The 25,691-nt window shown below is 48.0% G+C and carries 27 protein-coding genes; 8 read left to right on the top strand and 19 right to left on the bottom strand.

Annotated elements, in window-relative coordinates:
• The first annotated feature begins 241 nt into the window (after positions 1–241).
• On the top strand, positions 242–1,582 hold the full coding sequence (locus tag ACYVBJ_RS27935) for a tetratricopeptide repeat protein (protein ID WP_460985585.1): 1,341 nt from the start codon (positions 242–244) through the stop codon (positions 1,580–1,582).
• Positions 1,583–1,648: 66 nt separating this feature from the next.
• Here the strand turns inward: ACYVBJ_RS27935 and ACYVBJ_RS27930 are convergent, their stop codons facing one another.
• The 11 genes from ACYVBJ_RS27930 to ACYVBJ_RS27880 form a co-directional block, all read right to left on the bottom strand.
• On the bottom strand, positions 1,649–2,215 hold the full coding sequence (locus tag ACYVBJ_RS27930) for a pentapeptide repeat-containing protein (protein WP_460985584.1): 567 nt from the start codon (positions 2,213–2,215) through the stop codon (positions 1,649–1,651).
• A 38-nt stretch (positions 2,216–2,253) separates the two neighbouring features.
• Positions 2,254–2,706, bottom strand: coding sequence for a hypothetical protein (locus ACYVBJ_RS27925; protein WP_460985583.1), 453 nt, complete (start codon positions 2,704–2,706; stop codon positions 2,254–2,256).
• Between the two features lie 156 nt (positions 2,707–2,862).
• Entirely contained in the window at positions 2,863–3,165 is a 303-nt protein-coding gene (locus ACYVBJ_RS27920) for a DUF1330 domain-containing protein (RefSeq protein ID WP_460985582.1), read from the bottom strand.
• 191 nt (positions 3,166–3,356) lie between these two features.
• Entirely contained in the window at positions 3,357–3,623 is a 267-nt protein-coding gene (locus ACYVBJ_RS27915; protein WP_460985581.1) for a hypothetical protein, read from the bottom strand.
• 271 nt (positions 3,624–3,894) lie between these two features.
• Entirely contained in the window at positions 3,895–4,398 is a 504-nt protein-coding gene (locus ACYVBJ_RS27910; RefSeq protein WP_460985580.1) for a hypothetical protein, read from the bottom strand.
• Positions 4,399–4,572: 174 nt separating this feature from the next.
• On the bottom strand, positions 4,573–4,833 hold the full coding sequence (locus ACYVBJ_RS27905) for a hypothetical protein (protein ID WP_460985579.1): 261 nt from the start codon (positions 4,831–4,833) through the stop codon (positions 4,573–4,575).
• A gap of 208 nt (positions 4,834–5,041) precedes the next feature.
• A complete protein-coding gene (locus tag ACYVBJ_RS27900) occupies positions 5,042–5,308 on the bottom strand; it encodes a hypothetical protein (RefSeq protein WP_460985578.1) in 267 nt (88 codons plus the stop codon).
• Between the two features lie 13 nt (positions 5,309–5,321).
• Complete coding sequence (locus ACYVBJ_RS27895) at positions 5,322–6,038, bottom strand: transposase (RefSeq protein ID WP_460985577.1); 717 nt, start codon at positions 6,036–6,038, stop codon at positions 5,322–5,324.
• Positions 5,986–6,450, bottom strand: a complete 465-nt coding sequence (locus ACYVBJ_RS27890; protein WP_460985576.1) for an IS110 family transposase — start codon at positions 6,448–6,450, stop codon at positions 5,986–5,988. The genes ACYVBJ_RS27895 and ACYVBJ_RS27890 overlap by 53 nt, the downstream gene beginning before the upstream one ends.
• Before the next feature lie 107 nt (positions 6,451–6,557).
• The gene (locus ACYVBJ_RS27885) at positions 6,558–6,710 is read right to left on the bottom strand and encodes a hypothetical protein (protein WP_460985575.1); all 153 of its coding nucleotides are present in this window, start codon (positions 6,708–6,710) and stop codon (positions 6,558–6,560) included.
• A 173-nt stretch (positions 6,711–6,883) separates the two neighbouring features.
• The gene (locus tag ACYVBJ_RS27880) at positions 6,884–8,632 is read right to left on the bottom strand and encodes a reverse transcriptase/maturase family protein (RefSeq protein WP_460985574.1); all 1,749 of its coding nucleotides are present in this window, start codon (positions 8,630–8,632) and stop codon (positions 6,884–6,886) included.
• 194 nt (positions 8,633–8,826) lie between these two features.
• On the opposite strand from ACYVBJ_RS27880, the gene ACYVBJ_RS27875 reads away from it, so the two are divergent.
• Both ACYVBJ_RS27875 and ACYVBJ_RS27870 read left to right on the top strand, forming a co-directional pair.
• Entirely contained in the window at positions 8,827–9,804 is a 978-nt protein-coding gene (locus tag ACYVBJ_RS27875) for a BT4734/BF3469 family protein (protein ID WP_460985573.1), read from the top strand.
• Positions 9,805–10,258: 454 nt separating this feature from the next.
• Complete coding sequence (locus tag ACYVBJ_RS27870; protein ID WP_460985572.1) at positions 10,259–10,393, top strand: hypothetical protein; 135 nt, start codon at positions 10,259–10,261, stop codon at positions 10,391–10,393.
• Positions 10,394–10,412: 19 nt separating this feature from the next.
• On the opposite strand, the gene ACYVBJ_RS27865 is transcribed toward ACYVBJ_RS27870, so the two are convergent.
• The 4 genes from ACYVBJ_RS27865 to amaB all read right to left on the bottom strand — a co-directional run bounded on the left by ACYVBJ_RS27865 (position 10,413) and on the right by amaB (position 15,340).
• Complete coding sequence (locus ACYVBJ_RS27865) at positions 10,413–10,823, bottom strand: hypothetical protein (RefSeq protein ID WP_460985571.1); 411 nt, start codon at positions 10,821–10,823, stop codon at positions 10,413–10,415.
• The gene (locus ACYVBJ_RS27860; RefSeq protein WP_460985570.1) at positions 10,823–11,950 is read right to left on the bottom strand and encodes a hypothetical protein; all 1,128 of its coding nucleotides are present in this window, start codon (positions 11,948–11,950) and stop codon (positions 10,823–10,825) included. The genes ACYVBJ_RS27865 and ACYVBJ_RS27860 overlap by 1 nt, the downstream gene beginning before the upstream one ends.
• A gap of 474 nt (positions 11,951–12,424) precedes the next feature.
• A protein-coding gene (locus ACYVBJ_RS27855; protein ID WP_460985569.1) for an IS3 family transposase occupies positions 12,425–13,614 on the bottom strand; the annotation gives its coding sequence in 2 pieces (ribosomal slippage) (positions 12,425–13,305 and positions 13,305–13,614; 1,191 coding nt in all).
• A 190-nt stretch (positions 13,615–13,804) separates the two neighbouring features.
• Positions 13,805–15,340: an L-piperidine-6-carboxylate dehydrogenase gene (gene amaB / locus ACYVBJ_RS27850; protein ID WP_460985568.1), complete on the bottom strand. Its 1,536-nt coding sequence runs from the start codon at positions 15,338–15,340 to the stop codon at positions 13,805–13,807.
• A 135-nt stretch (positions 15,341–15,475) separates the two neighbouring features.
• On the opposite strand from amaB, the gene ACYVBJ_RS27845 reads away from it, so the two are divergent.
• The 5 genes from ACYVBJ_RS27845 to ACYVBJ_RS27825 all read left to right on the top strand — a co-directional run bounded on the left by ACYVBJ_RS27845 (position 15,476) and on the right by ACYVBJ_RS27825 (position 21,621).
• Positions 15,476–16,477, top strand: a complete 1,002-nt coding sequence (locus tag ACYVBJ_RS27845; RefSeq protein WP_460985567.1) for a fasciclin domain-containing protein — start codon at positions 15,476–15,478, stop codon at positions 16,475–16,477.
• Positions 16,478–16,714: 237 nt separating this feature from the next.
• Positions 16,715–17,269: an RNA polymerase sigma factor gene (locus tag ACYVBJ_RS27840; RefSeq protein WP_460979996.1), complete on the top strand. Its 555-nt coding sequence runs from the start codon at positions 16,715–16,717 to the stop codon at positions 17,267–17,269.
• Positions 17,266–18,078 (top strand): anti-sigma factor, encoded by an 813-nt coding sequence (locus ACYVBJ_RS27835; RefSeq protein WP_460985566.1) that lies wholly within the window; start codon positions 17,266–17,268, stop codon positions 18,076–18,078. The genes ACYVBJ_RS27840 and ACYVBJ_RS27835 overlap by 4 nt, the downstream gene beginning before the upstream one ends.
• Positions 18,079–18,216: 138 nt before the next feature.
• The gene (gene msrB, locus ACYVBJ_RS27830; protein WP_460985565.1) at positions 18,217–18,741 is read left to right on the top strand and encodes a peptide-methionine (R)-S-oxide reductase MsrB; all 525 of its coding nucleotides are present in this window, start codon (positions 18,217–18,219) and stop codon (positions 18,739–18,741) included.
• A 291-nt stretch (positions 18,742–19,032) separates the two neighbouring features.
• Positions 19,033–21,621 (top strand): penicillin-binding protein 1A, encoded by a 2,589-nt coding sequence (locus ACYVBJ_RS27825; RefSeq protein ID WP_460985564.1) that lies wholly within the window; start codon positions 19,033–19,035, stop codon positions 21,619–21,621.
• 56 nt (positions 21,622–21,677) lie between these two features.
• On the opposite strand, the gene ACYVBJ_RS27820 is transcribed toward ACYVBJ_RS27825, so the two are convergent.
• The 4 genes from ACYVBJ_RS27820 to ACYVBJ_RS27805 all read right to left on the bottom strand — a co-directional run bounded on the left by ACYVBJ_RS27820 (position 21,678) and on the right by ACYVBJ_RS27805 (position 25,618).
• Complete coding sequence (locus ACYVBJ_RS27820) at positions 21,678–22,850, bottom strand: glycoside hydrolase 5 family protein (protein ID WP_460985563.1); 1,173 nt, start codon at positions 22,848–22,850, stop codon at positions 21,678–21,680.
• A gap of 182 nt (positions 22,851–23,032) precedes the next feature.
• Positions 23,033–24,226, bottom strand: coding sequence for an aldose epimerase family protein (locus ACYVBJ_RS27815; RefSeq protein ID WP_460985562.1), 1,194 nt, complete (start codon positions 24,224–24,226; stop codon positions 23,033–23,035).
• A gap of 84 nt (positions 24,227–24,310) precedes the next feature.
• Positions 24,311–25,357, bottom strand: a complete 1,047-nt coding sequence (locus ACYVBJ_RS27810; protein WP_460985561.1) for a glycoside hydrolase family 43 protein — start codon at positions 25,355–25,357, stop codon at positions 24,311–24,313.
• Between the two features lie 84 nt (positions 25,358–25,441).
• Complete coding sequence (locus ACYVBJ_RS27805; RefSeq protein WP_460985560.1) at positions 25,442–25,618, bottom strand: hypothetical protein; 177 nt, start codon at positions 25,616–25,618, stop codon at positions 25,442–25,444.
• Positions 25,619–25,691: the final 73 nt, after the last annotated feature.

Here is a 25,691-nt window from a genome sequence, read left to right as displayed (position 1 = left end):
AAAATGTCTTGATTTTGAACAGATGGCCGTCTTTATAATGACAAAATGTCGTATTTCCCCAAAAACTAGTAGGCTAATAAAAGCATAACTGTCATTTGCCAGGGCTTTGTCTGGTAAATCGTTCGGCTAAATGTGTTGATACTCAGACGAAATTTAACACAGGCCAGTTTGGGCTATTCTGGTCAAATGGTTAATTTCACCAGTTAATTGATTACTCACCACGTACTTTGTATTTACGTTTATGAAACAACGTTTAACACCGTTGCTTGCAGTAGGCTTATTGGCCCTGATATCAGTTACAGCAGAGGCACAGCAAACAGCCGCTGATTTTTTCGACAATGGCCTTAGCAGAAGTAAAACCGGCGATTATACGGGTGCCCTGCAGGCCTTCAGCATGGCCATTACCATGAACCCTGAAAACTCAGCCAGTTACTACAATCGGGGCCTGGCCAAAGCCAATCTGAAAGATCACCGGGGCGCGGTGCTGGATTATGACCGGGCCATTGAACTGAATGCGAAAGATGCCTTGGCGTACCTGAGCCGGGGCGTCAGCAAAAGCAAACAGGAAGATCATCGCGGTGCATTGCTCGATTTTAGCCGTTCCATTGAACTCAACCCCGACGATCCCCAGGCTTACTACAACCGCGGTGTTAGCCGCAGCCGCATCGATCAGTACCGGGGTGCGCTCGCCGATTTTAACAAAGCCATCGAACTCGAACCCGTCAATGTGCAGACGTACTACGTCCGGGGTGTCACCAAACAAAAACTGGAAGATTTCTCCGGCAGCCTCGCTGACTTCTCGAAGGTCATTGAAATGAGTCCCAAACGCGCGCAGGCGTATGCTGGCCGGGGTTTGTCGAAAGTTGAACTGAACGATTTCACCGGAGCCATCACCGACCTGAATAAAGCAATTGAGTTAAGTCCGGAAGACGGCGAATCGTATTTTTACCGGGGCTATGCCAAAAGTAAGTTAGACGATTACAAAGGTTCGTTGCCCGATTATGATCGGGCGATTGCGCTCAAGGGCGACAATTTCAGAGCCTATTACGGTCGGGGTTTCTGCCGCAGCAAGCTCGGCGATCAGAAAGGGGCCGTTCAGGATTTCAACCAGGCTATCGAAATAAACAACGTAAATGCAGAGTCGAAAGTGGTTTATAACGGCCGCATCACTCACGCCATCCTCGACAACCTACGTAACGTCGTACAGGAACGTAACAAAATCAACGAACTGGGCACCGAACGGGCCGAAGCGTATTTCAGCCGGGCGATCAGCAAAAACAAGCAGGGCGACCCCAAAACCGCCATCGCCGACCTGAACAAGTCGATTGAGCTGAGCCCGACCTATGCCGAAGCCTATTTCACACGCGGCATGATTAAATCAGCGCAGGGCGACCAGAAGGGGGCTATCATGGATTGCAACAGTGCTATCAAGCTAAACCCTCGTTACGCGGAAGCCTACTACGTACGGGGGATTATCAAACACAGTCTCGGCGACGAAAACGGTGGCTGCCTTGATCTGTCGAAAGCGGGTGAACTGGGCTATAACCCCTCCTACAAAGTGATCAGCGACTATTGTAACTGACAGGCGGACTGGAGACAAAAATGGCTGACGCCGGGCGTCAGCCATTTTTGTCTTAGTACGTACCGTTTACCCTTTGATGACCAGTTCATATTTACTGAGCAGACCCGGCAGGTTGTACAATGAAAACTTGGCTTTCTTCACTTTATTGAGGTCAGGATCCAGCTTTAGATTGAACGAACTCGAAAAATCTACCTGGCTCAGGTCGTTGTTTTCAAACCGGGTCAACTCAAGGTCACAGGTATCGAAAACCGATCCGGTTAACTCACATTTCAGGAAATACGCTTCCTTCAGCGAGCAGTTTACAAAGCGGGCTTTCTTAAGTCTGCGACTGATGAACACGGTATAATCTAATCGGCAGTCCCGGAAATTGGTATGAAAGCCGAACGGATTGCAATGCCCGAAATCGACGTGCATCAGCTTACAGCCCGAAAAGTTGACATCGTACAGCTTAGCCTCCTTCAGGCTGACATTCGTTAAGTTACAATCTTCGAACGAGCAGCCAATAAAGTTCGAACGGGCAAGTGTAGTCTGCGACAGGTCCAGTTTTCGGAATGTGCACTGCTCAAACTCATGATTCGTCCAGTTGTCGGGCAGCTCACCAGACGGTTCAAATACGTGCTTATAATACTCCATGTACGCTGTTGCGATGTCAACCGAACCCATTTACCGAGTTACTCGCTGACCCGCTTATACTTCTCAATAATAATCCGGTCGACGCCCAGCTTCTCAACTTTTTCAACGCCTTTCTGTACCAACGTATCACCGACCACGTTTACGGTGAACTTGAACGTATTGTTCTCCCAGTTTTTATCAGTGAAGTACTCAAGGTTCTCGGTGTATGTACTGTCCGCTAAGGTGTATTTTCCGCCACCGGCTGTAAAGGCAGTAGCCGAAGAATCTTTCGAGCGGTCCAGGCTGTGATTGAGAAAAGCGAAGTGAGTATCGTTGATAATCTTAATCATCTTGTGGCTCGGATCGAACGTAGAGAACGTCGAATCCTTTTCGGTCGTTGTCGCCGAAACCAATTCCCAGGTTCCATTGAGCGGGACGTTCGCCGGTTTCGAATTACACCCCGCCAACAGAGAAACGGCCACGGCTAAACCAAGTAGATGCTTAACTTTCATATAGATCAATTTGTGTAGTGTAACGCTTTCAAAAGCGAAGCAAAGTAAGGCTTTTTTTGGTCGATCGCCTTTACAACACCAGTGATGAACGACCTTTTTGGCTATAATCAGTCACGGGTCATTCCTTCTATAAGCCTCGGCCGGTTAAGACTCGGCTCATAGTTTTACCCCCTTAACCAGAAGTGCGGTTTGAACCGATTGCTCTTTGAGGTGCAAAAACTGTTTACGGCTTTCATCCTGATTGAAAGCCGCCAGGTCGTCCTCAGAGTCAAATTTCACAAAGTGAACTTCGTAGGGCTTATCAATCTGGTTTTCTACGAACGACTCATCCGTTGGCCGGATACGTAGTAACAACTGCCCATTGTATTTCTCAATCAACGGAATGGCCACATCCTCAAACTGATGGAACACTTCTTCCTGGCCTTCTTTAACGTAAATCAACTGGGTTAAATAAATCATATAACAGGCTGTTTTTATTGGTTAGCTTATCAACGGAATCTTGGAACTACAATCGGCCACGACCAGGCCAGTACGATACAATTGTTAGTCGAACTTGACATGATCGCCTAACTTCACCCACCACCTTACCTGGCTATCCGGACGTAACACTTTTGAGGATTATGTAACCACCGTAACGTATTACTGTGCAGCTAACTATCGACAGTATCTCTGCGGCTGATTTCTGCCTGGATACTCTTCAGCTTTTTTGTATACCGGGAGCTTATAAACAAAGCAAAACCTAACAAACAAGCAGTAAGGAAAAACCCACCTTTGTGTGTTGCCGACCAGACAGCACAGCCGACCAAAAAACCTATGAATAAAGCCGTTGTAATTGTAGCTGGTTTTGATTTCATTTTTTTCTCTTCTGACACTAATTCGTCACGTGTCATTGCAGAGTAGTCTTTATTTGAAAACATTCTGATGTTTAGGGTAAGAAACTGTAGTTAGGTTCTTCGCACTCAATGTATGCCTGTCGCGCACAGCCCGACTACTACATTGTTTTCACCGTTCATTCCACCCGACGCCCTCCAAGGGGTTGATGGTGAGCGCAAAAGATAACAATACAAACGTACCTGAACCTTTACACACTCATTTGGTTTGACTAAAAATTGTCTTTTGGGACGCGTTGCCTGTCAACCGACAGTACCCTATGTGGAGCCGACAACAAACTGATTAGATGGCTGAGCTTTATCGTTTCATTCGCTCATCGTACTCAGCTTTGGACAGAACCCTTGTGCCTTGCCCGGCGACAAAGTACCAGGTGCCATTTTGTTTAATATACGTCTCGGTTCGAACAACTTGTAGGGGGAAGTCGCCTTTGGTTGTAGCAAAAACAACATCTAGGACAAAGGTTTTTACGGCCGCATCTCCATTATAAATGCGAAGTATCGTGGCACCCGGTACCGGTTTAGCCGATTTAAATGTGGCTCCTTCCTCAACAAATCCCTTTTTCCACTCTTCAAAGCCATATGATATACGTCCCTCTGGCCCGACAGCAATGTAGTCATCGTTCTTAAACCTGGTACTGTCATTTTTTCGGCTTACTAATTCAATTGCCTTTCGTTCTTCGGGATAAGACGACGTATCATACTTGTTTACGGGTGGAACTTGACTGTACGCTTTTAGGGCAACAAGCAACCCAAGGATGACCGAAATCGATCGTAGTCTCTTCAAAAATTGTCTGTTGATCATTTTTTTGTTTTTAGGTTGGATTCACCGCGACGCACAACACCCACGTGGTGCTGAATGCGACGTCTAACTACGCCACTAATCCACTTCCAGTCAAGCGGTTTTATTGATCGGCTGGCTTGTTAGATGTAGGGTGTTGTGGATTGAACTGTCAAGAGGGCTTTTCATGCTGTCCTGTCACCGGGTTTGGCCTGTCGACCGGAGCCAGACTGATGCAACCATAAAAAACTGTTTGACAATCAAATGTGATCTGTCGACCAGAGCCGCCGAAAACGCACTGCTTAGGTGAGCACCTAACATCGGCAAGGGCTGACGCGACCGACAGGGAGTGTACACCCTTGCCATGTTGTATCGATGGTCGACCGGCTCGACCGACAGCTTGGTGGCCGTTTTCATCCATCCAGTCCGGGGGATGGGCTGAAGCGGTTGACCGTGCATTTTTTGGGTTGCTTGCCACAGCGGGAAGCTCGCTTAGCAGCTGTGGCAAGCAACCCAAAAAATAGGACAAAAGCAAGGGGAGGTAGGGAGCATCTCGTACAACACCCACAGGGGCTGATGGATGAGGGCGCTACGTCCCTAAACTGCAACAACTACCAACCTTTACACACCCGTTTGGATGTACGCATGCCTCCTAACTTGCTCATTATCAAGCTACCCCTAAGTTAGTAAAAAGACCCAAATCTGTGCCTGTGATGCCAAACTTAACCAGCTTTTTCTTCATCTGCCGAATCTGTTGCTGCTTCACCTGAGCCGCATCCCGCATCAATTTGGTTGGCTCATAGGCCTCACCCGTCGTGAGCATTTTGTAAACCACGACCGCCAACTTCCGCGCCGTGGCCGTGATGGCCTTAATTCGGCCAGCCCGGTATGCAATCCGCTGAAAAAACGCTGTCATCGGATTCGGTTTTTTCATGTTACCTAACGAATTAGCCACCATCCGATCGGATCGCCGAAGCGAACGTGTTAGGCAACGTTGATTTGTTCTTCAACGTCTTGCGGGACAGTACCTTGCCACCAGACGCTTTATTATTGGGCGTAAAGCCTAACCACTTGGCAAAGGCGTTGGCCGAGTGGAACTTGCTGATCGACTCGCCCACTTCAGCCATGAACGTCAGCAGCGCATCCCGCCCAAAGCCCGGTATGTTGCTTAAATCAACGCCCAGCAGTTTATGAGCATACTGCTCGATGGACAACCGGGGCGTGTTGCGCGACTGACGCAGTTTCTGACGGCCTACTGTCGGGTCGGCCACGGCTTGAGGCTGCTCCAATCCCGTCGTATGGTCAGTAAAATGCTGATCGAGTTCTTTGTCCAATTCGGCGATTTCGGTCTGTAGATTCAGATAGAGCCGATAGTTGCTGCGGACTTCAAAACGCATGGCCCCGTTCCAGTTACCCCGTAGCAGTTCAATGATTTCGGTGGGCTTCTTCTTGCAGTGACCATCCACCAAAGCCGTCAATTCAACCGGGTCCTCCTGGCCCTGACAGATGGCGGCAATGATCCGCAGACCGGAGACCGAATTGGTGTCGGTCAGAACTGCATCCAGGCGCACATTACCCGCCCGTAGAGCCTTCTGAATACGCCGAATGTAATCAGCAGCATCTTCGACCAGACTTCTCCGCAACCGTACTAAGGGACGAATCAATGTCGAAAACTCGTCGGGCAGAAAGATGGGCGGCAACAGACCCAAACTGTGGAGGGTACGGATGTGGATGGCATCCGAGGTGTCGGACCGCGCGGGCGGCCCCGTTGAACCGGCGGTAGTTCTTGGTGTTGGCCCCGGCCGTCACCAGAACGTCGAAACCGGCCTCCTGCAAGACGTTCACCAGTGGTCGTTCATAGCCCCCGGTGGCTTCCATGGCTACGTGCCTGACTTCGTGTCCCCGCAGCCAGTCGGCTAATCGGAAGAGTTCTTTGGTCGATACGCCAAACTGCTGAACGTGCTGTGTTGGATCGTCTCCGATGGCGACTACGTGAAACTGGGAGCCGATGTCCACGCCCGCTACCTGCTGGTGGACGATAGGCATTTTGCGATAGTCTTGGGTCTGCTGGTTCATAGTCGAAACGGGTTAGCAGGTTTACAAAAGGCTATCAGCGGGCTATCCTCTCGAGACATAAGTAGGATGTACGGGGTAACGGCAGGGCCGTTCCACCAGTGACGTGTTCAGGGCATCCACTTCTGGGGGAAGTAGATGGCCGATAGCCGGATCGGGAGGTTGGCCGGGTTGTTTAGCACCAGAAAAAGGGACGATCTTCCCCCGAAGGGGCTACTGATAGCTTTGTGAATATAGGGCCAGGGGCGGTTTGCTGGCCTCATGCGTTCTTGTGCGTGTCTGCGTGGGCGCAGTCAGCGGAGGTTGGGCTGCCAACTCGCCTGCGGGACGGGCTCCCTGTCGACGGAGAGCTACCCCACGCGAAGCGAATTAATAATTTACTGCATTCATGTCAATTAATTTGATAGAGCCATAGTCCGCCTGTATAAATCAAAATTTATTTGTTAAGCCGATAAAGAAAGTAATGATAACTAAAAGGGGCCCCATAATATCTTAAAGAATTTTTACTTTTAACATTTGACGGTTTCTGTGTTAGTTTACTCAATCTTTTCTTTAATAAGAACAGGTGTTTACTTCTACTCCTATCTAGCTTCTTTAACTGACTTTTGACAATAGAATTATCATTCAATGATTTGAAACCATTTGTCCAACATAATCCGAATTTTTGATCCTTATTATGCAACTTAACTCTACCTACAGACATACTAATTAATCTACTCCGCGCAGCATGTACTTGCTGATGAATAGATTTACGAGATATACTATTAACATCAACGCTTTCATTCTCGGGATAGTAATTGTTTATCTTCTGTTCTAAGACTTTTAAAATCTCATTAATTTCTTTCCTTTGCTTATTTATTTCTTTATCTAAAGAATGTTTACGAATTCTTACTTTATTGTCATATCGAATTTGATAACCAACAAAAGATATCCAAGGTATGTTATCAGTATTACGACTATTTCCCCACTTGTAAGGCTTTTTTGACTTGATCTTCTTATCCCAAAATTCTTTTGAGTAATTGGTAATAGGCTTAGCTGGATGAACTAAAAGTTTTTGGTTAAAAACGGCTTTTTCATATCTATCTAATGCTTTCTCACACTTTTCTTTTTCTGGATGTAATATAATCATATCATCGCAGAAACGTACGTACAATAACTTGCTATCGCTATTTTCATTAATGACTAATTGGTCTACACTATCCATCACTAGATTAGCAATAAAACAAGATATTGCTCCCCCTTGTGGCACCCCTATTCTCTGGCTGTATATATCTATATTCTCATAAAAATCAATTTTTAAGTCTTCTACTGGCCACGGGAAACAACACCCTTGAAGTCCAAAATCAATAAAATATCTAGTGTTATTCTTTTTATATACGTTTTCGTTGAAAGAATAAGAATTAAGATAACTTTTGAAAAGCGTTAAAACTCTATTGTCTAACTTAATATTATTTTCTTTCACTAAAAAATCTAAACTCTCCAACACTACTTCATGATTTACACAATCAAAAAATTTCATTATATCACATTCCGACGCCCATAAGTGAACTGCGCTTTCATTTCTATACTCTAATATTTTTGTTATAGCATCATGATGCGAAACAGTTCTCTCTTTAGTTGATCTGAAAGCATATGAACAGTCTAGGAAAAAAGGATCAAATAAATCTGTTAAATATTTTGCTGTTAAACTAATTATAATTCTATCTCTTAAACTATATAATGATAGAGCTCTACATTCAGAAATCCTTTTCTTTTCGTCTTTTTTTATTGGCCTTATGGTTGGCTCATTAATCGAAAATATAGTAGGATTATTAATGCACTGTAAAATTTCATCCACAAACTCTATTAAGCTTGTAAACCATACTGGTTTAATCTTATTAGGATCGTTTAGGTGAATTTTTTGTGTTTTTGATATTTTTTTCTTTATTGATTTTATTACTATATTTTGTGAATCATTCTTGTTTCTTGAATTTTTGTCAGGTCTTATCCATTGGCGCCTAGGAGGTAATAGTGATATAATCTCCTGATTATTAATTATACCCCTTTCTACTTTATCTTTCGCATATTGAGAGGAACTTATTTCTCTTAGTAGATGAGCTTTATGGCTATTTTTGGCTGCTTTAACCCTATATTTACAAAGAAGATGAATTATGTTTTCCCTATTAAAGTAGTCTTCTAGCAACATATTAAGATAAAATGTGGAGTAGTGGAACTAAATTGTTGGATACGAAAATTCTGACATTTTTCAGCTGTAGAGATTAACGGACGGTGGCCCTACAAAACCAAATGATTAAACCCGCCTATACTTGGTGCATAAAGCCCCCTTCACTACTCCACATTCAAAACTACCATCTGCTACTTTAAATCCAATAGCATCAGATGAAAAATTTATCAGAAACCATCATTTCTCAATATGAATCCATGTATGGCTCTGAAAGTAAGCAAATTACAGTCGGAGAAGCACTAGAAAGAATAAAAAACGGCAATTATGGTGACATGATAAAATCTTGCAGAAAAGCCTTAGCCGATAATGACTTGCAATCTTACAAAAGACTAAAATCACTTCTACCCGCTATAACTTTTAGTGGCACATTTGGTGATAAGCGTAAAAATGCAGAGTTACTAAATTACTCTAGTATGATGGTACTAGATATAGACAGCCTTAACACAGCTGAACTGGAAATTGCCAAATCTAACATATCAAGAGACAAACATATTTATGCATTATGGGAATCACCTTCTGGGAAAGGTTTGAAAATTTTATTACCTGTATGCTCCACCTTTAAAGAACACAAGATGTGTTTTGATTCTTTAGCTGCCTATTTTCAAAATTTTTATCAAATTTCTATAGATAAAAGTGGCAGCGACATTTGTAGATTATGTTTCTATTCCCATGATAACAATATTTTGATCAAAGAAACTTGTGAAGCATTTGACTATAATGTTTACCCCTGTCAGAATATTCTTAGCTCAACTGTGAGTCGATTAAATTCAGCCAATATAGAATACAAAATCAGCGAAAAACGCGCTTATCATGATACTCTAAATAGAAATAATCCACGTGATAGGCATACTATCAGTTCTATAATTAGGTACTTAAGGTTAAAAAATCTCTCTATTACAACTAGTTATGAAAATTGGTATCGAGTTGCATTAGCTATAGCAGATACTTTTACGCTAGATATAGGTTCTAAGTATTATTTATCATTATGTGAGCTAGACGGGGAATTACATGATGAATATAAGAGCAGAAGCTTGTTAGAGTATTGCTACCGTCATCGACGTCAATCAGTAGTCAAATTTGCTACAATTATATATTTGGCTAGATTACAAGGTTTCAAAAAACCAGATAACTAAGTGAAAAACTAGACATTGGACAACGTACAGAGCCGATTTATGCCGAGCACGAAACTCCTTGTTACGGTCTGAGCGGCTGTAAAGTTTCCTTTTTACTACGTTTCTCGTGTCGAAGGCTACGTTTCTTGTGTCAACCGAAACCGCCTAACGAGCCGAAGCCTACCCATCCGGGGCGTTCCCTCTGTCGCTGGAGAGCCCGAAATGGAGATCTAAAGCCAACCTGTCGAGCCGTGCGGCCTGTCAACCGGAACCTGACCACTACGTTGTTTTCACTGTTGTGTCCACCCAACGCCCCGAAGTGTGCTGGTGAGCGACAGCGAGCCTTGACACACTTCGCATGTTGGGTGCCTTCGCAAAGAGCACGACCAAGGCAACTGCTGACCGTGCCTGAATGACTCACTTATCTCAAGCAACTCTATGGCTACCCCGTGCCCAACGTGGGTAAACAATCAATATGAAACGTAAACGAGTACAAAAGCCGCCAACCAAGCAAGAACGGCAGATGATGAAGCAGATTCAGGCTATGCCGCCGATGGATGAGAACAAGCAACGGGCGGTGCTGGATAAGGTGGTTGGTGGGGTGTTGTAAAGCGAATTAGGCTGGGACGCTACGTATTATTTCCTAAATAAGCCCATCCCCGCTTTATTGCAATATCTCTAAGGTTTTGCGCTTTGACTTTTATTTTTCCTTTACTTTCAACCTTTGAAAAATCAATGTGAGAGTGCCCATCAAAAGGATCGTTGTCCTCATTCGCGGTCAGCGGCTCAATAGATTCGCATTCAGATTTACTAATAGAAAGAACGCCGTATGATATAAATTTTTGTGTATAATGGCTGTAAGACTGCTCCGGGGTAAACTTATCTCCATTGTACACAGACAGCAAATTATTGTCGTCCCTTTTTGGAGTAAAGGACAGGGACGAAACATCTTCTTGCTGTAAAAAGGCTTGTGTAGAAACTGTTTTGTTTTGTACAAAATTCGGGTGGACTTGTCTGTGTAGTAAAGTGTTGTCTTGCATTAAATTACGGCATTAATATTGTCATTTAGAATTACCCAGCCAACTTGACTATTCAGGGCGAAAGTCAACTCTTCAATAGTATCATCAGGCTTTGAAATAATAAGCTCAGAAGAGAACTCTTCCTTGCTTACTTCAAGCATTATTGAAGCCTTAGAAAGGCTCCATTCTAATTGAATGTTGCCTTCAAGAGTAGGAAATATTGCCGGCAGTGGGAGTTTTGTGTTGTAATACGAAGAAAAATACTCTCCAAACTGTCTTAAAAAAGCGGAACCTGGAGCCTTGCCAAAGCCCTCATACCAGTTGTCTTCTATCTTCGACAACTGGCTAAGTCTTACGTTCACGTCGTATGGATCTAGTATATCCATTGACTCAATTCCTTCAATTCTAATTAACTTATCCTGCTCATTAAATATACCTGTTGCCTTGATAGAAAGCAAGGTATTACTTTCATATTCTTGAATACCTAACGCTATTGTTTCATAAAAATCAAGCGCATTTTCCAGGTTACACGTAACGGCGTTTCCTTCAATATCTAACGTAAAAGTATTATGCTTTTTGTCTAAAGCAGTAACAGAGGCATTGACCGAAATAGTATCAGAATATTCATACTTTTCATTCCTAGACAACAGTATGCGTTTTCTGACAGATTTATTTAGGATTGCAGATTTATCGTGATTAGGAGACAAGTCCATAGATTCTCCATCTAACAAGTTTTTGCCAATCCTGTTAAATAGACTCAGGTGCTTTACATCCAATAAATTAGGATTAAAGGTGCCCTTATTAGCATCGCTAACTACTTCGACGACTCTGTCCCTTGCCTTTTCAAAGTAAGTCATAGACTCGGGATTGGCATCGATTAGTAATGCGGATGCAATAAAGGTCACCATCGCAAACTTAGGTATGGCACTACCTGGATCAATGCCTGTTAGCTTTAGGCTCACATTGTCTGTGAATCCTTTAGGCACGCGCTTCCTGCCGGGGTTTTCTTCTAGATATATCTTTTTAGCCACCTCAACGATTAATTCCTCCAACGCAGAGAAGTCCTCAAGTATATTTAGAGGAAGAGCATGATCCTCGAATCGCTCGCCCTCTAATTTAGGTGACAAAAAGTCTTTACTTTGTTCCATATTCACTGACAAGGTCCGCGCAATATATAAATTTACCTACTTTGCAGTTGTGTTTAATGCGAACCACTTGTTATTATATATCATTAGTTTTCTAGGAAAAGTTTATAACCCCTCCTCCCACCACCCACTCGTGCCGACCGTGCCCAGCACCCTACGGGCTTGTCCCTACCGTGTCTACAACTAGCGCCAGCACCAGGCCGACCCGTACCGCTACTGCAAGCCGTGCCAGAACAGGAAGGGGAGCGCGTAGCCAGAACAGCATCCCGCCCAACATATTAATGTACGCAAAATCGCGGAACTATATTTTCTTGATTACCAACTACTTTTGATTCAGTACGGTCTCGTAAGCTGCCTTTTAATTAAGAATTATGGCTTACTGACTCGTAAAGAAATTTGTTTAGATTGCTTCCTGCAAATGAATTCATTCCAAACTGACTAAGGATGGTGCTCCCCAACTGTTGGACAGTTAGCGGGTCAATTTAAGATGATACCAGCCGTCTGAGAAATTGTATTTTTCTTCCCCTTTCCACCCTCAATATACCATTGGGCTGGGGTTTGGTAAGCCAGAGACTGGTGTTTACGACCATAATTGTAAAAATGGAAGTACTTCGCTAAACCGCGTTCCAAAGCTAAACCGTCTGGGTAAGCATGTAAATAGATATGTTCGTATTTGACTGTTCGCCACAGTCGCTCGATAAAAATATTGTCGATAGCTCGTCCTTTGCCATCCATACTGATTTGTATTCCAGCCGCTTGCAAGGGGGCTAAAAAAAGTGGACTGGTAAATTGGCTACCTTGATCAGTATTAAAAATCTGAGGCTTACCCCATTGCTTCAGCGCGTCCTGTAAAGCATCAAGGCAAAAATCAACTAATAAAGTATTCGATAAACGCCAACTCAGCACAAATCGGGTATACCAGTCAATGACTACACATAAATACAAGAAGCCGTTGGCCATGGGAATGTATGTTATATCCGTTGACCAAACATGGTTAGCCCCTTCAATAGCCACATCCTTTAATAGATAAGGGTAAATTTGATGCCCTTCAGCAGGCTTTGATAAATTTGGTTTAGGATAGATCGCTTCCAGGCTCATAAGCCGCATCAACCGCCGTACACGTTTGAGATTTACGGGAAATTCTGCTGTGGTTAGTTCTTGCTGCATTCGGCGAACGCCCAGCTCTGGCCGGTCAGTGAAGAGTTTGTCGATCCGTGCCATTAACGCCAGGTTCGCTATTGACTCACCCAAGGGCTGATAGTAGTAGCTGGCGCGAGCGATGTCCAGTAAGTCACACTGTTGGCTAATACTTAACCGATCATGAGTAGGATCGATCAATTGTCTTCGATCACCGACTAACTGGTTCGTAATTTTTTTTTGAGGTAATCGTTCTCGACTTTGAGTTGCCCGATTTGTTGAAACAAAGGGGCTTCGATCTGCTCCCGTTCGTGGTCGGGAATTGACGGATTTGCCGGCCCATTGAACAGAGTGGGTAATCCCTCTAAGGCTTGTTGTTTCCACTGGGTAATTTGGGTGGGATGAATGCCAAATTCGCTGCTGAGTTGAGCCAGTGTTCTGTGCCCCTTTAATGTTTCCAAGACCACCGCCGGGCGGCCCCGTTTGGTCTTGAATTGGGCGTCGTGAGCACGCCGAGTTATTTTGGCCATGGTTGGACATTTTGTAGGTCTAAGTTATTGGTTTTACACTTATCACTACTGTCCAAGTTTAGGGGAGCACTACAAAGCGGTAGTGGTATGAGAAAATAGTGACTGAATTAGCCTACATTACTCTTTCAGCAAGACGCCCCGATATGTTGTACCGGGCGTCTGCTTTCTATCTTTTGCTGCTTATGTATGCTCATAGCTCAAACGTAATGCCCTGCGCCAGGGGCATCGTGTTGCCGTAGTTAATGGTGTTGGTTTGTCGGCGCATGTAGGCTTTCCAGGCATCGGAACCCGATTCGCGGCCACCACCCGTTTCTTTTTCGCCCCCAAATGCACCGCCTATTTCAGCCCCCGACGTACCGATATTGACGTTGGCAATGCCGCAGTCCGAACCGGTCATCGACAGGAAACGCTCAGCCTCCCGCAGGTTGAGGGTAAAAATAGCGGACGATAAACCCTGGGGTACGGCATTCTGCTGCGCAATGGCGTCCTCCAACGTAGTATACTTCAACAAATACAGAATTGGCGCGAACGTCTCCCGTTGCACTACCGGCCATTGGTTCTCGGCTTCGGCAATGCAGGGCTTTACGTAACAGCCCGACTCAAACCCCAGCCCATCCAGCACGCCCGGCTCAACCACAAACCGACCACCCGCCTGCCTGATCTCGTCAACGGCCTGCTGGTAGTTCCTGACGGCAGCCTGATCGATCAGCGGACCAACGTGGAAGGATTCATCCAGCGGATTGCCAATACGTAGCTGGGCGTAGGCTTTCGTAAGTCGATTCTTTACGTCGTCATAAATACGTTCCTGCACAATCAGTCGGCGGGTTGTGGTGCAGCGCTGCCCGGCTGTACCCACCGCCCCGAATACAATCGCCGGAATAGCCAGCTCCAGGTCGGCATGTTCCGAAACGATAATGGCGTTGTTGCCGCCTAATTCCAGCAGACTCTTTCCCATTCGGCCAGCCACCGTTTCGGCAACCGCCTTCCCCATCCGCGTACTGCCGGTCGCCGATACCAGCGCGATACGTGGGTCACGAGCGAGCCATTCGCCCGCGTCGCGCCCGCCCGTAACGAGGCACGATACTCCTTCGGGAATGTCATTATTACGTAGTACGTCGCCGATAATCTGCTGGCAGGCCAGGGCGGTCAGTGGCGTTTTTTCCGACGGCTTCCAGATGCAGACATCCCCACACACCCAGGCAAGCATGGCGTTCCAGGACCAGACCGCTACGGGAAAGTTAAAGGCCGAAATGATGCCGACGATTCCCAGCGGGTGCCACTGCTCGAGCATACGGTGGGCGGGACGTTCGGAGTGCATCGACAAGCCATATAACTGACGCGACTGCCCTACGGCAAAATCGCAGATGTCGATAATTTCCTGCACTTCGCCCAGGCCCTCCTGCAGCGACTTGCCCATTTCGTAGCTCACGAGTGTGCCTAGTTCGCGTTTGTAGCGTCGGAACTGATCGCCCATCTGCCGCACAATTTCACCCCGTCGCGGAGCCGGAACCTGCCGCCATTCGGCAAACGCGGCTTGTGCCGTTTCCACAACGCGGTCATAATCGGCCCGCGTCGATACGTGAACACGGGCAATAAGCTGCCCATCGGCGGGTGAGTAAGAGTCAATTGTTTTTTTATCACCGGCCGATTCAAGCGGCCAGAATTGCTGACCGGTGCTGGTACCAGGTTTTACAGGTTGCGTGGGTAACGGAAGAATGGACTGCATATCACCAAAATAGGGTTTGTTGAGAAGCAACAAATCTACCGGCTCAGTCGAAACTCTGCGCTTCTTATACTAAACTTTTTAGATAAAATGCGGTTAAACGAGAACAATTCAGTAGGCCATAAACAAGACAACGTTATGAAAATCAAGCAAATTATTGTCCCACTAGCGCTACAGGTTGGCTTGTTTACGACAGTCAGCTGGGCGCAGACAACGCCACCCGGCACGGCAACGCCATCGAGTTACCCAATTGGTGCCGTAGCTCCGGATTCTGCGTCCGGCGCAAAGGCATCCCGGAGTCAGAAACGAGCGATGAAGCGCGAACAGAACCGGATGAAGCAGAACGCACGGGGTACAAGTGCTTCCAGTACGTCTCCATCCGATGGTCAGTACCGCGAAAGCGCAACCAGCAACGGTACGGCCGTTAATAACAGTAATACAACGAATTATAACAGCAACAACGTCACCAATGCCCCAACAGGAGCGGGCAGCAACCCGAACGCCACAGCAACGCCGGGCGGTAGCGGATCGGGTACGAGCGTCAGCACCTCGGGCACTACCACCCGGAGCGACATAAACAGCGGAGCCCCTAAAACGGGTACTGCTGCGGCCGTTACGGGTGCCCGCATGACCGAAGAACCCGCCGTTAAAGCGGGCAGCACCGTACGGAACACCAGCATCGGCGACTTCATTGCGTCGTCGCCGAATTACGTAACGCTGCAAAACGCCCTACAGTCGGCGGAGATGGATCAGACGTTAAAGGGAAGCGGACCCTATACACTATTTGCGCCGTCGAACAGCGCGTTCAAAAAGCTGCCGACTACTGTGCAGGGAAGTCTGCTGGAAGGCCGCAACCGCGATGCGCTGAAACAGTTGCTGTCGTATCACGTCGTAAGTGGGTCGGTGAGCGCAGCGGAATTGACTCAGCAGATTAAAGCCGGCAACGGCAAAGCGCAGTTAAAAACACTCGCGGGCGCAACTTTAACGGCCCAGATCGGCTCTAACGACCGCGTTACGTTAACGGATGAACAGGGCAACACCGCCACCGTTGAAGATACCGACCAGAAACAGATGAACGGCGTAGTACACGGCATAAGCAGTGTGCTGATGCCCAAAGGTGGTACGTCCGCTTTTCGTTAACCAACTAAACTGACGCTTCGACGCTGTTTCTTTCGCATATACAGCCCTTTATTCTGACCGGAGTGACCGATTGCGCGTTAGTCGCACATTACGGTCACTCCGAACTAGTTTATGAATTTTACGAAGTTATGTGTAGTATCGGATCTTCATTTTCTATCCAAACTGGGCAGACATTGGGGTCGGCTTTTACTTCTTTGAATTTCTAGTATATTTGGCTCACTTAACACCGCTGTTTGCGTGAAACGCCAGTCTTCTTTAGTTTCGGAAAGTGTTTTGATCGAAAAGCTTCATCGGCGCGATCAGCAGGCTTTTCAGTGGCTCTACGACCAATATTCGCCTGCCCTCTACGGGGTTGTTCTGCGCATCGTCCGCGATGAAGAACAGGCTCAGGATCTGCTACAGGATATTTTTGTTAAAATCTGGAAGAATCTGGATGCTTATGACTCCTCAAAAGGCCGTTTGTTTACCTGGATGCTCAATGTAGCCCGGAACACGGCTATCGATGCTTTACGCGCCCGCAAAACGCAACCCTCCGGCGCAATCCGAACCGACGAAGATAACGTACATATAGTTGACCGCCAGCATCACACTGAGCAACCTAACCCTGACCATATTGGCATTCAGGAAGTGGTTGGGCAGTTGAGGCCCGAACGGAAACAGCTAATTGATCTGGTTTATTTCGGAGGATACACCCACGAAGAGGCCGCCGAAGAGCTGAATCTGCCGCTGGGAACCGTAAAAACCCGGATTCGGGCCGCGTTGCAGGAGTTAAAGCAATTATTTAAATCATGAACGTAACAGAATATATAGCGTCTGGTATCTTAGAGTCCTACGTTATGGGAGCGGTGAGCGACCAGGAACGGCGGGAGGTCGAGTGCCTGTCGTCTATCTATCCTGACATACGGCACGAACTCGATCAGTTAGCAGTAGCGCTCGAATCATATACCCAGCTGTATAGCGTTGAGCCACCCGCATCCGTGAAAGAAAAGCTGATGAAGCAACTTGATTTTCACGAGCCTGAGCAGACTGTTGTTCGGCCCATGCCAGTTAGCCGTCCTTCATCCTCAACGTTTCGCACCACCTGGATGGTGGCCGCTTCAGTGGGGTTATTATTATTGATCTTCTCGTTTTTCCTGCTCTCCCGACTACGCACCAGCCAGGAAACGCTGGCCACGCTTCGAACGGCCAACGGTTCCATGCAATCGGAGCTTCGTCAGTTGCGTGACCGTCAAACCCAGACAGACCAGTCCCTGGCGCTGTTGAGTCAGCCCGGCACCCGAACCCTGGAGTTGCGCGGCAATGAAAAAGCTCCGCAGGGAAACATGCTGGTTTTCTGGAACGCCCGTACGCACGAGGTAGCCGTTGAGGTTAAATCGCTGCCCCCGCTGCCCGCCAATCAGCAGTACCAGCTCTGGTCGCTGGTGGGTGGCAAACCGGTAGATGCAGGCGTGTTCGAAGCCAGCGCTGCGAATGCCTTGATCCAGCGATTGAACCGGCCGATCGACCACGCGGATGCGTTTGCGGTAACCATCGAAAAACGCGGTGGAAGCCCCACCCCTACACTCTCGACCCTGCTCGCAATGGCTTCGGTAGACGCCTGAACGTAAGCTCAATTTTCCTTGTTTTCATTACGTCGGCTGATCACTAAATAAAGCTGGTCAAGTCTTCTGCATACGCTGGCAAATATGAATTGCCGGACAGACGTCATTAACATTCATTGAATTTTCTGATACCGAACTATGAAACATACCCTGTTTTTGCTATTGCCTGTCTGGCTGATTTCTGGGATTGCTTTGCTTGGTGCGTGGCCTTCAGTGCCAGATCACGCCGTTGCTCCATCGGAACGGATCACCGACGATACCCCCTCGCAGGGTCGGCGCGTGGTTAAAACCAATGCCGAGTGGAAGAAGATTTTGACCGCCGATCAATACGCTGTACTTCGCGAACATGGCACCGAACGGGCGTTTACCAGTCCACTGAACGATATTCATGAACATGGCGTGTTTTACTGCGCTGGCTGTCGTAACCCGCTTTTCTCCTCGGATACTAAATTTAACTCGGGCACCGGCTGGCCAAGTTTCTACGCGCCGATCGCGAAGAGTGCTGTTCGGGAAACAACCGACAAATCGTACGGTATGGTGCGTACCGAAGTGGTTTGTAGTGTTTGCGGAGGCCACCTTGGTCACGTATTTGATGACGGCCCAAAACCAACGGGACTGCGCTACTGCATGAATGGCGTAGCAATGTCCTTCGAGAAAAAATAACAACGCGTATACGTTCGCGGTGCCCCCTGATCGTAAGCAGTTTTTGCTTATTCTCTATTGACCTAATCGGTATAATTTAAAAGCCGGACAGTATACACTGTCCGGCTTTTGTATATCAGATCGGCCGAAAATACGTTATATTTGACGCCCGGCGCATATTCGCCCGGTCAGTCAGCCAGGGGGCCAGGTCTACCAGGCTGATGCCACGGGGTTAGCGTTGTCTTCGCTGACAGGTAACCCCGCTGAGCAGTACCAGACGTAACGACTAAGATCTTCTTCGACTAAAAACGCATGAGTCAATACAGGGAGCGATTCCGCGCTGTCCGGCACGCTTTTGGAGCGTTTCGGCAACGAATCCGACAACGCCGAACGCAACTCGGCAGCGTTCGGCGCGGAGTTGGCCGACAAATCTATCGGCAAACCGCTCGAATCGCCGGTGAGGAACGCGTCAGTTCCTGGGCACAGACGTACCACCAGTATCGCAACCGTCTTCGATCGTTTGTTCATCAGTATATAGACCCTGACTCCTGGTATTACCCGTACCTGAAAAATGGAACCAAGGGACTGCTGTACAGTGCCTTAGCCCTGGGCGCTTATGTCTTTATTCTGAATTACAACTTTTTGTACCTGACGGGCGAAATGCCCAGCGTTGAGGAACTCCGCAATCCGAAACTCAATCAGTCTTCAGAAATTTATTCACAGGACGGGATAATGATCGGCAAGTTCTACGCGGAAAACCGAACACCCATAAAGTACGAGAACATCCCAAAGCAGCTTATCAATGCCTTGGTTGCTACGGAAGATGCCCGTTTCTACGAACACAATGGGGTTGATCCGCGCGCCATCGGCCGGGCGGTCATTAACCTCGGCAGCGAAGGGGGCGGCTCAACCATCACGCAGCAGCTCGCCAAAAACCTGTTCAAAACTCGTCGCAAGAATAATTCCGGCCTGTTGAACCGGATCCCGTTTGTTCGGAAAATCATTTACAAATCGAAGGAGTGGCTCATGGCTATTAAGCTGGAGCGCAACTTCTCGAAGGAAGAAATCATTACGTATTACTTCAATACCGTTGACTTCGGCAGTAATGCGTTCGGCTTAAAAACTGCGGCCCGGACGTTCTTCAATAAACTACCCGATAGCCTGAACATTCAGGAGGGCGCTGTGCTTGTAGGCCTGCAAAAGGCAACAACGAACTACAATCCGTTGAAAAACCCCAAGCGCTCGAAAGAACGGCGGAATGTGGTGCTGAGTCAGATGGCCAAGTATAAATTTTTGACGGCGACCCAGGCCGATTCGCTCAGTGCCTTACCGTTAGTTACCGAATACACGCCCGAAAACCCCTATTCAGGTCCGGCCAGTTACCTGAAGAACGTAGTACAGGACTACGTTAAAAAATGGGGTGAAGAAAACGGCTATGACCTCTATACAGATGGTTTGCGGATTGTAACGACCATTGACTCCCGGATGCAAACCTACGCTGAGCAGGCTACCAGCGAGAAAATGAAGCAACTCCAGCGGACGTTTGATAATCACTGGCGCGGGCGCAACCCCTGGACCGACGAGGATGGCAACGAACTCCCTGGTTTCATTGATTCGGTCGCCCGTCGTACCGAACGCTATAAAACCCTGAGTCGCCGGTTCTTACCGCTGTACCCGGATTCGATCATGTACTACATGAAAAATGTCAAGTACAAGATGCGGGTGTTTAGCTGGTCGAATAAACGCGGCTACGACTCTACACGCATGACGCCCTACGACTCGATCGCTTATTACAAACACTTTCTGCAATCGGGTATGGTGGCCATGGATCCCCATACCGGCTACATCAGGGCCTGGGTCGGCGGTCTCAACTACGACTACTTTAAATACGATCACGTTAAACAGGGCAAGCGCCAGCCGGGATCAACGTTCAAACCCTTCGTATACACCGCGGCCATCGACGATACGTTAGTGAACCTCAGCCCCTGCGATCGGATTCAGGATCGGCCATTCCGCAAAGAATACCGCGAGAACGGCGAAGATAAAGTTTGGGAGCCCCGTAATTCAACCGGATACTACTCCTACTCAAACATGACCCTGCGCCGGGCGCTGGCGCGGTCGGTTAACTCCATTACCGCCCAATTGACCGACCGTGTTACGCCGGAACGTGTAGTCGAATACGCCCACCGGCTGGGCATCAAAAGTCGCCTGGATGCAGTTCCATCCATTGGCTTAGGGTCATCAGACGTATCGCTTTATGAACTGGTGGCGTCGTACTGCACCTTTGTTAACGACGGGGAAGCGATTGAACCGCTCATTGTACAACGTATCGAAGACCGCGACGGCAACGTAATCGAAACGTTTACAACGCAGCGCAAGCGGGCTATCAGCGCAGAAACCGCGTTTCTAATGCGGTACATGCTGCAGGGCGGCTTGCAGGAATCCGGTGGTACCTCACAAAATTTATGGTCGTTCAACCTGTTCAAGAACCGGCATGAAATGGGGGGCAAAACAGGAACAACTTCGAATAACTCCGACGGCTGGTTTGTGGGCGTGTCGAACAACCTGGTGGTTGGGGCCTGGGTCGGTGGCGACGATCGAAGTATTCACTTCCGCTCAACGGACCTCGGCGAAGGGGCTAAAACAGCCCTGCCGATTGTCGGTACGTTCCTGGAAAAAGTATATGCCGACGCTAAATTCAAGAACCTGCAGGGACCATTTCCGAAACCGACCATTCCGATCAGCAAGGAGTATCTGAACTGTGGTTATTCAGGCGACGAAGAAAGTAGCAGCGAGTCAGATTCAACGGAGGTAACCACGGAAGTAGGTGATTCAACCTTCGTCCCCACGGCACCGGCTCCGGACCCTACAACGCCCCCCGATACAACAAATACCCAGTAAGAAACGGGTACAAAAAATAACTCCCTCGTTTATTAGACGAGGGAGTTATTTTTTGTCTATTTGCCAGCGGCCTGTTTAACGGCCGCGACTTCAGCCGGATCAACGGGCGTCAGATTCTGCTTAAACACTTCGTGGAACCAGACGGATGGCTCACGGCCGTTGATATACGGCTTCTGCCAACTATCCCAGGGCAGAAAGGTCTGCGTTTTCCCCGCTACAAAGCCCCAGTTGATCATACCTACTTTTGCTTTTTTCGCGATGGGCAAGTGCGTCTGAAACTTGCTGTTGACGCCCCTGGCCATGTATTCCGTGCAGATTACAGGACGTCCCATCTGCTGCAATACTGGAATAACCGCTTCCAAATCAGCCGGCTTCGAGTACTGATGAAACGTAATAATGTCGGAGTTCTCAAACTGTGCCTTTTCCATCGGTGTCCACTTAGCCGGGTTGCCCCAGTCTTCTGGTCCCCGATAGATCCAGACGCCACACGTCAGCGGCTGACTGGCCCCGGCTGCCCTTACCCACTGGAAAACCTGTGGCAACAGATTCGTTATAATGGCAATTTTCCGCTCCTTGGGCAATTCCGTTTTAATCGTATGGTTCTGTCCATAGCTATTGTCATTCGCGTTGTCGGGTTCGTTCCAGACATCCCAGGCCAGAATCCGTCGATCGTTTTTAAACGCACTCACCACACCCTTTACGTAGGCCTCCAGCCGTGGGTACTGCGATACGTCCGACAGGGCATCAGCACCGGGGCTTTGCAGCCAGCCGGAATTATGAATTCCCGGAACGGGCTCGTGCTGTTTGCCCAGCTTCGGCAGAGGGTCCCAGCAGGAGTCGAACAGAACGAGCATTGGCCGAATCCTGTGTTTTGCACAGATTGCCAGAAACTGGTCGAGTCGTTTGGTGAAACCGGTGGCATCCTGCCAGAGCAGATCGTGCAGAAACACGCGCATGGTGTTCATGCCAATGCTTTCGGCCAACGCCAGTTCCTTATCGATGGCCTCCGGGTCGAACGTATCGGCCTGGAACATTTCCAGTTCATTGATGGCGTATGCAGGCGCGTAATTTGCCCCAATCAGGAATGGCTCTTTGGCGTACCAGGCATTGGCTTTATCGGCTGACCAACGTCCACTCTGAGCGTAGGCATTTGGAACAATGAACGTAATGACGAGTACGCATAGCGCTACGCACAATCGGGGTATACTGAGTTGGGGTTTAGAAACCATAGTTAACCTTGTAAGATACAATTAAAATGCCTGATGTGCCGTAGCGCAACCGGACGTCAATGAAATTCAGCCAGCGACATTTCTAGCTATATGTAAAGGCGATTTTGACTTCTTTTTTGTCATTCCTACTGGCGTCAAAATGCCAAAAACGGTTTAATCCGTTCAGGTTGGTGGCTGAGGTCTTACTTGACGACCGAAAAACGGTATTCTGTAGTCTGACGATACGTTTGCCCCGGTTTCAGGATTGTGTTGGGATAGGTTGGGTGGTTAGGCGCATCAGGATAGTGCTGGGCTTCCAGAGCGAAAGCTTCGCGGAAATTAGTGGCTTTGCCGTATTTTCCCATGTCATTTCCTTTGAAAAAATTACCGCCGTAAAACTGCAAAGCTGGTTCGGTGGTCAGAATTTCCATCTTGATACCCGACTTGTCGCCCGTTATTTCGGCCACCTTCGCCAGTCCATTTCCGCTCTTATTCAGGACCCAGTTGTGGTCGTAGCCACCACCAAAGGTTAACTGTTCGTTCTTCTCATCGACCCGTGCGCCAATCGCTGTGGACTTCCGGAAATCGAATGGCGTGCCCGCAACGGAGGCCGGCTCTCCCTGCGGAATCAGCCCTTTGTCGACAACCGAATACCGATCAGCATTTATCATCAACACATGGTCGTTAATGGTACCACTCGCTTCACCATTGAGGTTGAAGAAACCATGACTGGTCGGATTGTAGGGCGTGGCTTTATCCGTCGTTGCGGTATAATCAATTTTTAAGCCGTTGTCATCGGTTAGCGTATACGTCACTTTTGTTGTCACGGTACCGGGGAATCCACCTTCGCCATCTTTGGCCACATACGTTAATTCAAGCGTCTGGTCGTTCGTCTGGTTAGCGTCCCAGACCTGCGTATGAAAACCCGTTGGGCCGCTGTGGAGCGTATTGCCATTGTTATTCAGTTCAAGTTGAAATGACCTGCCATCGAGCATAAACTTTCCCTGCGCAATCCGATTTCCGAATCGACCAACGATGGGTCCGTAAAATGGCTCATTCGCCTGTTCATAGGCTTTGAGTGAGGTGAATCCAGGCACAACGTCGGTTACTTTACCAGTTTTGTCGGGGACCAGCAGGCCAACAAGGCGAGCGCCGTAGTTTGTGACAGCCACCTGAATAGTCTTGTTTTTCAGGATGTACAGCCCGGTCTTCCTGCCTTTAACCGTCCCTTCAAAGGCGGTCGGATCAGGTAATTTCGCGGTTAACATGGCCGTCGTATCACCGGTTGCTACGGCTATGGAGTCAGCGGCCTTTTGTTCGGTTTTATTGGCTTGCTTGCAGCCATTGAGACTAATCAGAGTAGCTAGTACGACCGAAAAAACAACAATTTTTTGCATTAGTATGATGGTGGTTAATAGACTGGCAAAAGTAATGCTGACCTTCTGATCAGCGACTGATTAACTACGTAGCAGTCGCTTCTGTTATTCTTCGCCGGGAACGGGCATCGGCGATTTAGGCATTGGCTTACCGAAATTGGGTGATCCATCAGCATTCCATGTAAACGGCTGAATGTGGGGTGCCCGTTTGTTGCCGCATCCATCCGTAGCGGACGGGTTAGCGTGATAAATCATCCAGTCCTCTCGACCGTCGGCAGAGCGAAAAAAACCGCCATGACCAGGGGCCCATACGTTGTTTTCCGGTGCCTGCACAAACACCGGCTGCGGGCTCTTTGTCCAGCTTTGAGGATCAAGTAAATCGCCCTGTCCATTGTACGTAAGCAAACCCAGGCAGTAGTCCAGCCAGCAGGCATTGGCGGAATAGACAATAAACAGTTTACCGTTATGCTGCAGGAATTGGGGGCCTTCATTCACGTAGATTTTAGGAACTTCGCCGTTACGTTGCCAGGCCTGCGGTACGTCGCCGTGCATCTCCCAGGGCAGGTCAGGCTTCGAGATTCGTACGCGATCGCCGTCCAGGGTCCAGGGATTCTTCAACCGGGCCAGATAAATATCCTGCCGCCCGTTCGTCGTCCCCTCCCACCCCGACCAGGCCGCGTACAACTGCCCGTTATACTCCATCACTGACATATCAATTTCCCAGCGATCGGCTTTGTCCGCGACTTTTCCTTTTACGGTCCACTCCCCCTGCATGGGGTCCGGCGATTCGTTTTCGATCACCCACACGCGATGCGACAGATTATTAAGCGAGTCGGCAGAAAAATACACGTACCATTTTCCGCTGAACGAATGGATTTCGGGTGCCCACAACTCTCTTGAATAGGGCTTGCCGGACGGTGGCGTGTAGATAACCTTTTGCTCGGCGGTAGCCAGATCGGCCATGTTCCGGGTTCGCCAGAGCGTCAGGTTGCTCCCCGTCGTGTTCATGTAATAGTACCAGCCATCTTTCTGCAACACCCACGGATCAGGTCCTGATTGCTTGATGGGGTTTGTAAATGTGCGTTGTGCCCATAAAGATTGGCTTGCAATGAGCCAGAAGAAAAACAAAAAACGGATCATTCGATACGGCATACTGAACGGGATTGAGAACGGCAACGGATCAACAGCGATTAAAACGTAAAGACTGAACCTGCCGATTTTACCCTTGCTTACTGGCTACCGGCCCATCAGCCGATTCAGCAGCGCGGCTGTTACGGCCACAAGCAACAACAGGAAGCCTGCTTTTATTCGCATCCTATGCCGGATCAGGGTTTCTGATTGCAGGAATGCGTGGGCAAAGAAAAGCCCGGATAGCGTTAAACAAAACGTTGTGACATTAAGAAGGAAGGCCATAGCACTGATAGCGCCTGATTGGTAAGCGCTTACGTTCTGTGAACCCACTCGTTACTAGAACGTATAGGCACAC

It is taken from the genome of Spirosoma fluminis (assembly GCF_054778895.1).
The sequence above is the reverse complement of the archived record's forward strand: the minus strand, read 5'-3'. Positions and strand labels throughout refer to the sequence as shown.

What these genes read in the sequence shown, in the direction of transcription:
- ACYVBJ_RS27905 (WP_460985579.1), bottom strand. Translation starts at nt 4,833, where the DNA reads ATGCACGGTCAACCGCTTCAGCCCATCCCCCGGACTGGATGGATGAAA.
- ACYVBJ_RS27805 (WP_460985560.1), bottom strand. Translation starts at nt 25,618, where the DNA reads ATGGCCTTCCTTCTTAATGTCACAACGTTTTGTTTAACGCTATCCGGG.
- ACYVBJ_RS27880 (WP_460985574.1), bottom strand. Translation starts at nt 8,632, where the DNA reads ATGTTGCTAGAAGACTACTTTAATAGGGAAAACATAATTCATCTTCTT.
- ACYVBJ_RS27825 (WP_460985564.1), top strand. Translation starts at nt 19,033, where the DNA reads ATGAGTCAATACAGGGAGCGATTCCGCGCTGTCCGGCACGCTTTTGGA.
- ACYVBJ_RS27910 (WP_460985580.1), bottom strand. Translation starts at nt 4,398, where the DNA reads ATGATCAACAGACAATTTTTGAAGAGACTACGATCGATTTCGGTCATC.
- ACYVBJ_RS27915 (WP_460985581.1), bottom strand. Translation starts at nt 3,623, where the DNA reads ATGTTTTCAAATAAAGACTACTCTGCAATGACACGTGACGAATTAGTG.
- ACYVBJ_RS27870 (WP_460985572.1), top strand. Translation starts at nt 10,259, where the DNA reads ATGAAACGTAAACGAGTACAAAAGCCGCCAACCAAGCAAGAACGGCAG.
- ACYVBJ_RS27815 (WP_460985562.1), bottom strand. Translation starts at nt 24,226, where the DNA reads ATGCAAAAAATTGTTGTTTTTTCGGTCGTACTAGCTACTCTGATTAGT.
- ACYVBJ_RS27890 (WP_460985576.1), bottom strand. Translation starts at nt 6,450, where the DNA reads ATGAACCAGCAGACCCAAGACTATCGCAAAATGCCTATCGTCCACCAG.
- ACYVBJ_RS27845 (WP_460985567.1), top strand. Translation starts at nt 15,476, where the DNA reads ATGAAAATCAAGCAAATTATTGTCCCACTAGCGCTACAGGTTGGCTTG.
- ACYVBJ_RS27810 (WP_460985561.1), bottom strand. Translation starts at nt 25,357, where the DNA reads ATGCCGTATCGAATGATCCGTTTTTTGTTTTTCTTCTGGCTCATTGCA.
- ACYVBJ_RS27820 (WP_460985563.1), bottom strand. Translation starts at nt 22,850, where the DNA reads ATGGTTTCTAAACCCCAACTCAGTATACCCCGATTGTGCGTAGCGCTA.
- ACYVBJ_RS27885 (WP_460985575.1), bottom strand. Translation starts at nt 6,710, where the DNA reads ATGAGGCCAGCAAACCGCCCCTGGCCCTATATTCACAAAGCTATCAGT.
- ACYVBJ_RS27835 (WP_460985566.1), top strand. Translation starts at nt 17,266, where the DNA reads ATGAACGTAACAGAATATATAGCGTCTGGTATCTTAGAGTCCTACGTT.
- ACYVBJ_RS27865 (WP_460985571.1), bottom strand. Translation starts at nt 10,823, where the DNA reads ATGCAAGACAACACTTTACTACACAGACAAGTCCACCCGAATTTTGTA.
- ACYVBJ_RS27860 (WP_460985570.1), bottom strand. Translation starts at nt 11,950, where the DNA reads ATGGAACAAAGTAAAGACTTTTTGTCACCTAAATTAGAGGGCGAGCGA.
- amaB (WP_460985568.1), bottom strand. Translation starts at nt 15,340, where the DNA reads ATGCAGTCCATTCTTCCGTTACCCACGCAACCTGTAAAACCTGGTACC.
- msrB (WP_460985565.1), top strand. Translation starts at nt 18,217, where the DNA reads ATGAAACATACCCTGTTTTTGCTATTGCCTGTCTGGCTGATTTCTGGG.
- ACYVBJ_RS27920 (WP_460985582.1), bottom strand. Translation starts at nt 3,165, where the DNA reads ATGATTTATTTAACCCAGTTGATTTACGTTAAAGAAGGCCAGGAAGAA.
- ACYVBJ_RS27925 (WP_460985583.1), bottom strand. Translation starts at nt 2,706, where the DNA reads ATGAAAGTTAAGCATCTACTTGGTTTAGCCGTGGCCGTTTCTCTGTTG.
- ACYVBJ_RS27935 (WP_460985585.1), top strand. Translation starts at nt 242, where the DNA reads ATGAAACAACGTTTAACACCGTTGCTTGCAGTAGGCTTATTGGCCCTG.
- ACYVBJ_RS27900 (WP_460985578.1), bottom strand. Translation starts at nt 5,308, where the DNA reads ATGAAAAAACCGAATCCGATGACAGCGTTTTTTCAGCGGATTGCATAC.
- ACYVBJ_RS27875 (WP_460985573.1), top strand. Translation starts at nt 8,827, where the DNA reads ATGAAAAATTTATCAGAAACCATCATTTCTCAATATGAATCCATGTAT.
- ACYVBJ_RS27930 (WP_460985584.1), bottom strand. Translation starts at nt 2,215, where the DNA reads ATGGAGTATTATAAGCACGTATTTGAACCGTCTGGTGAGCTGCCCGAC.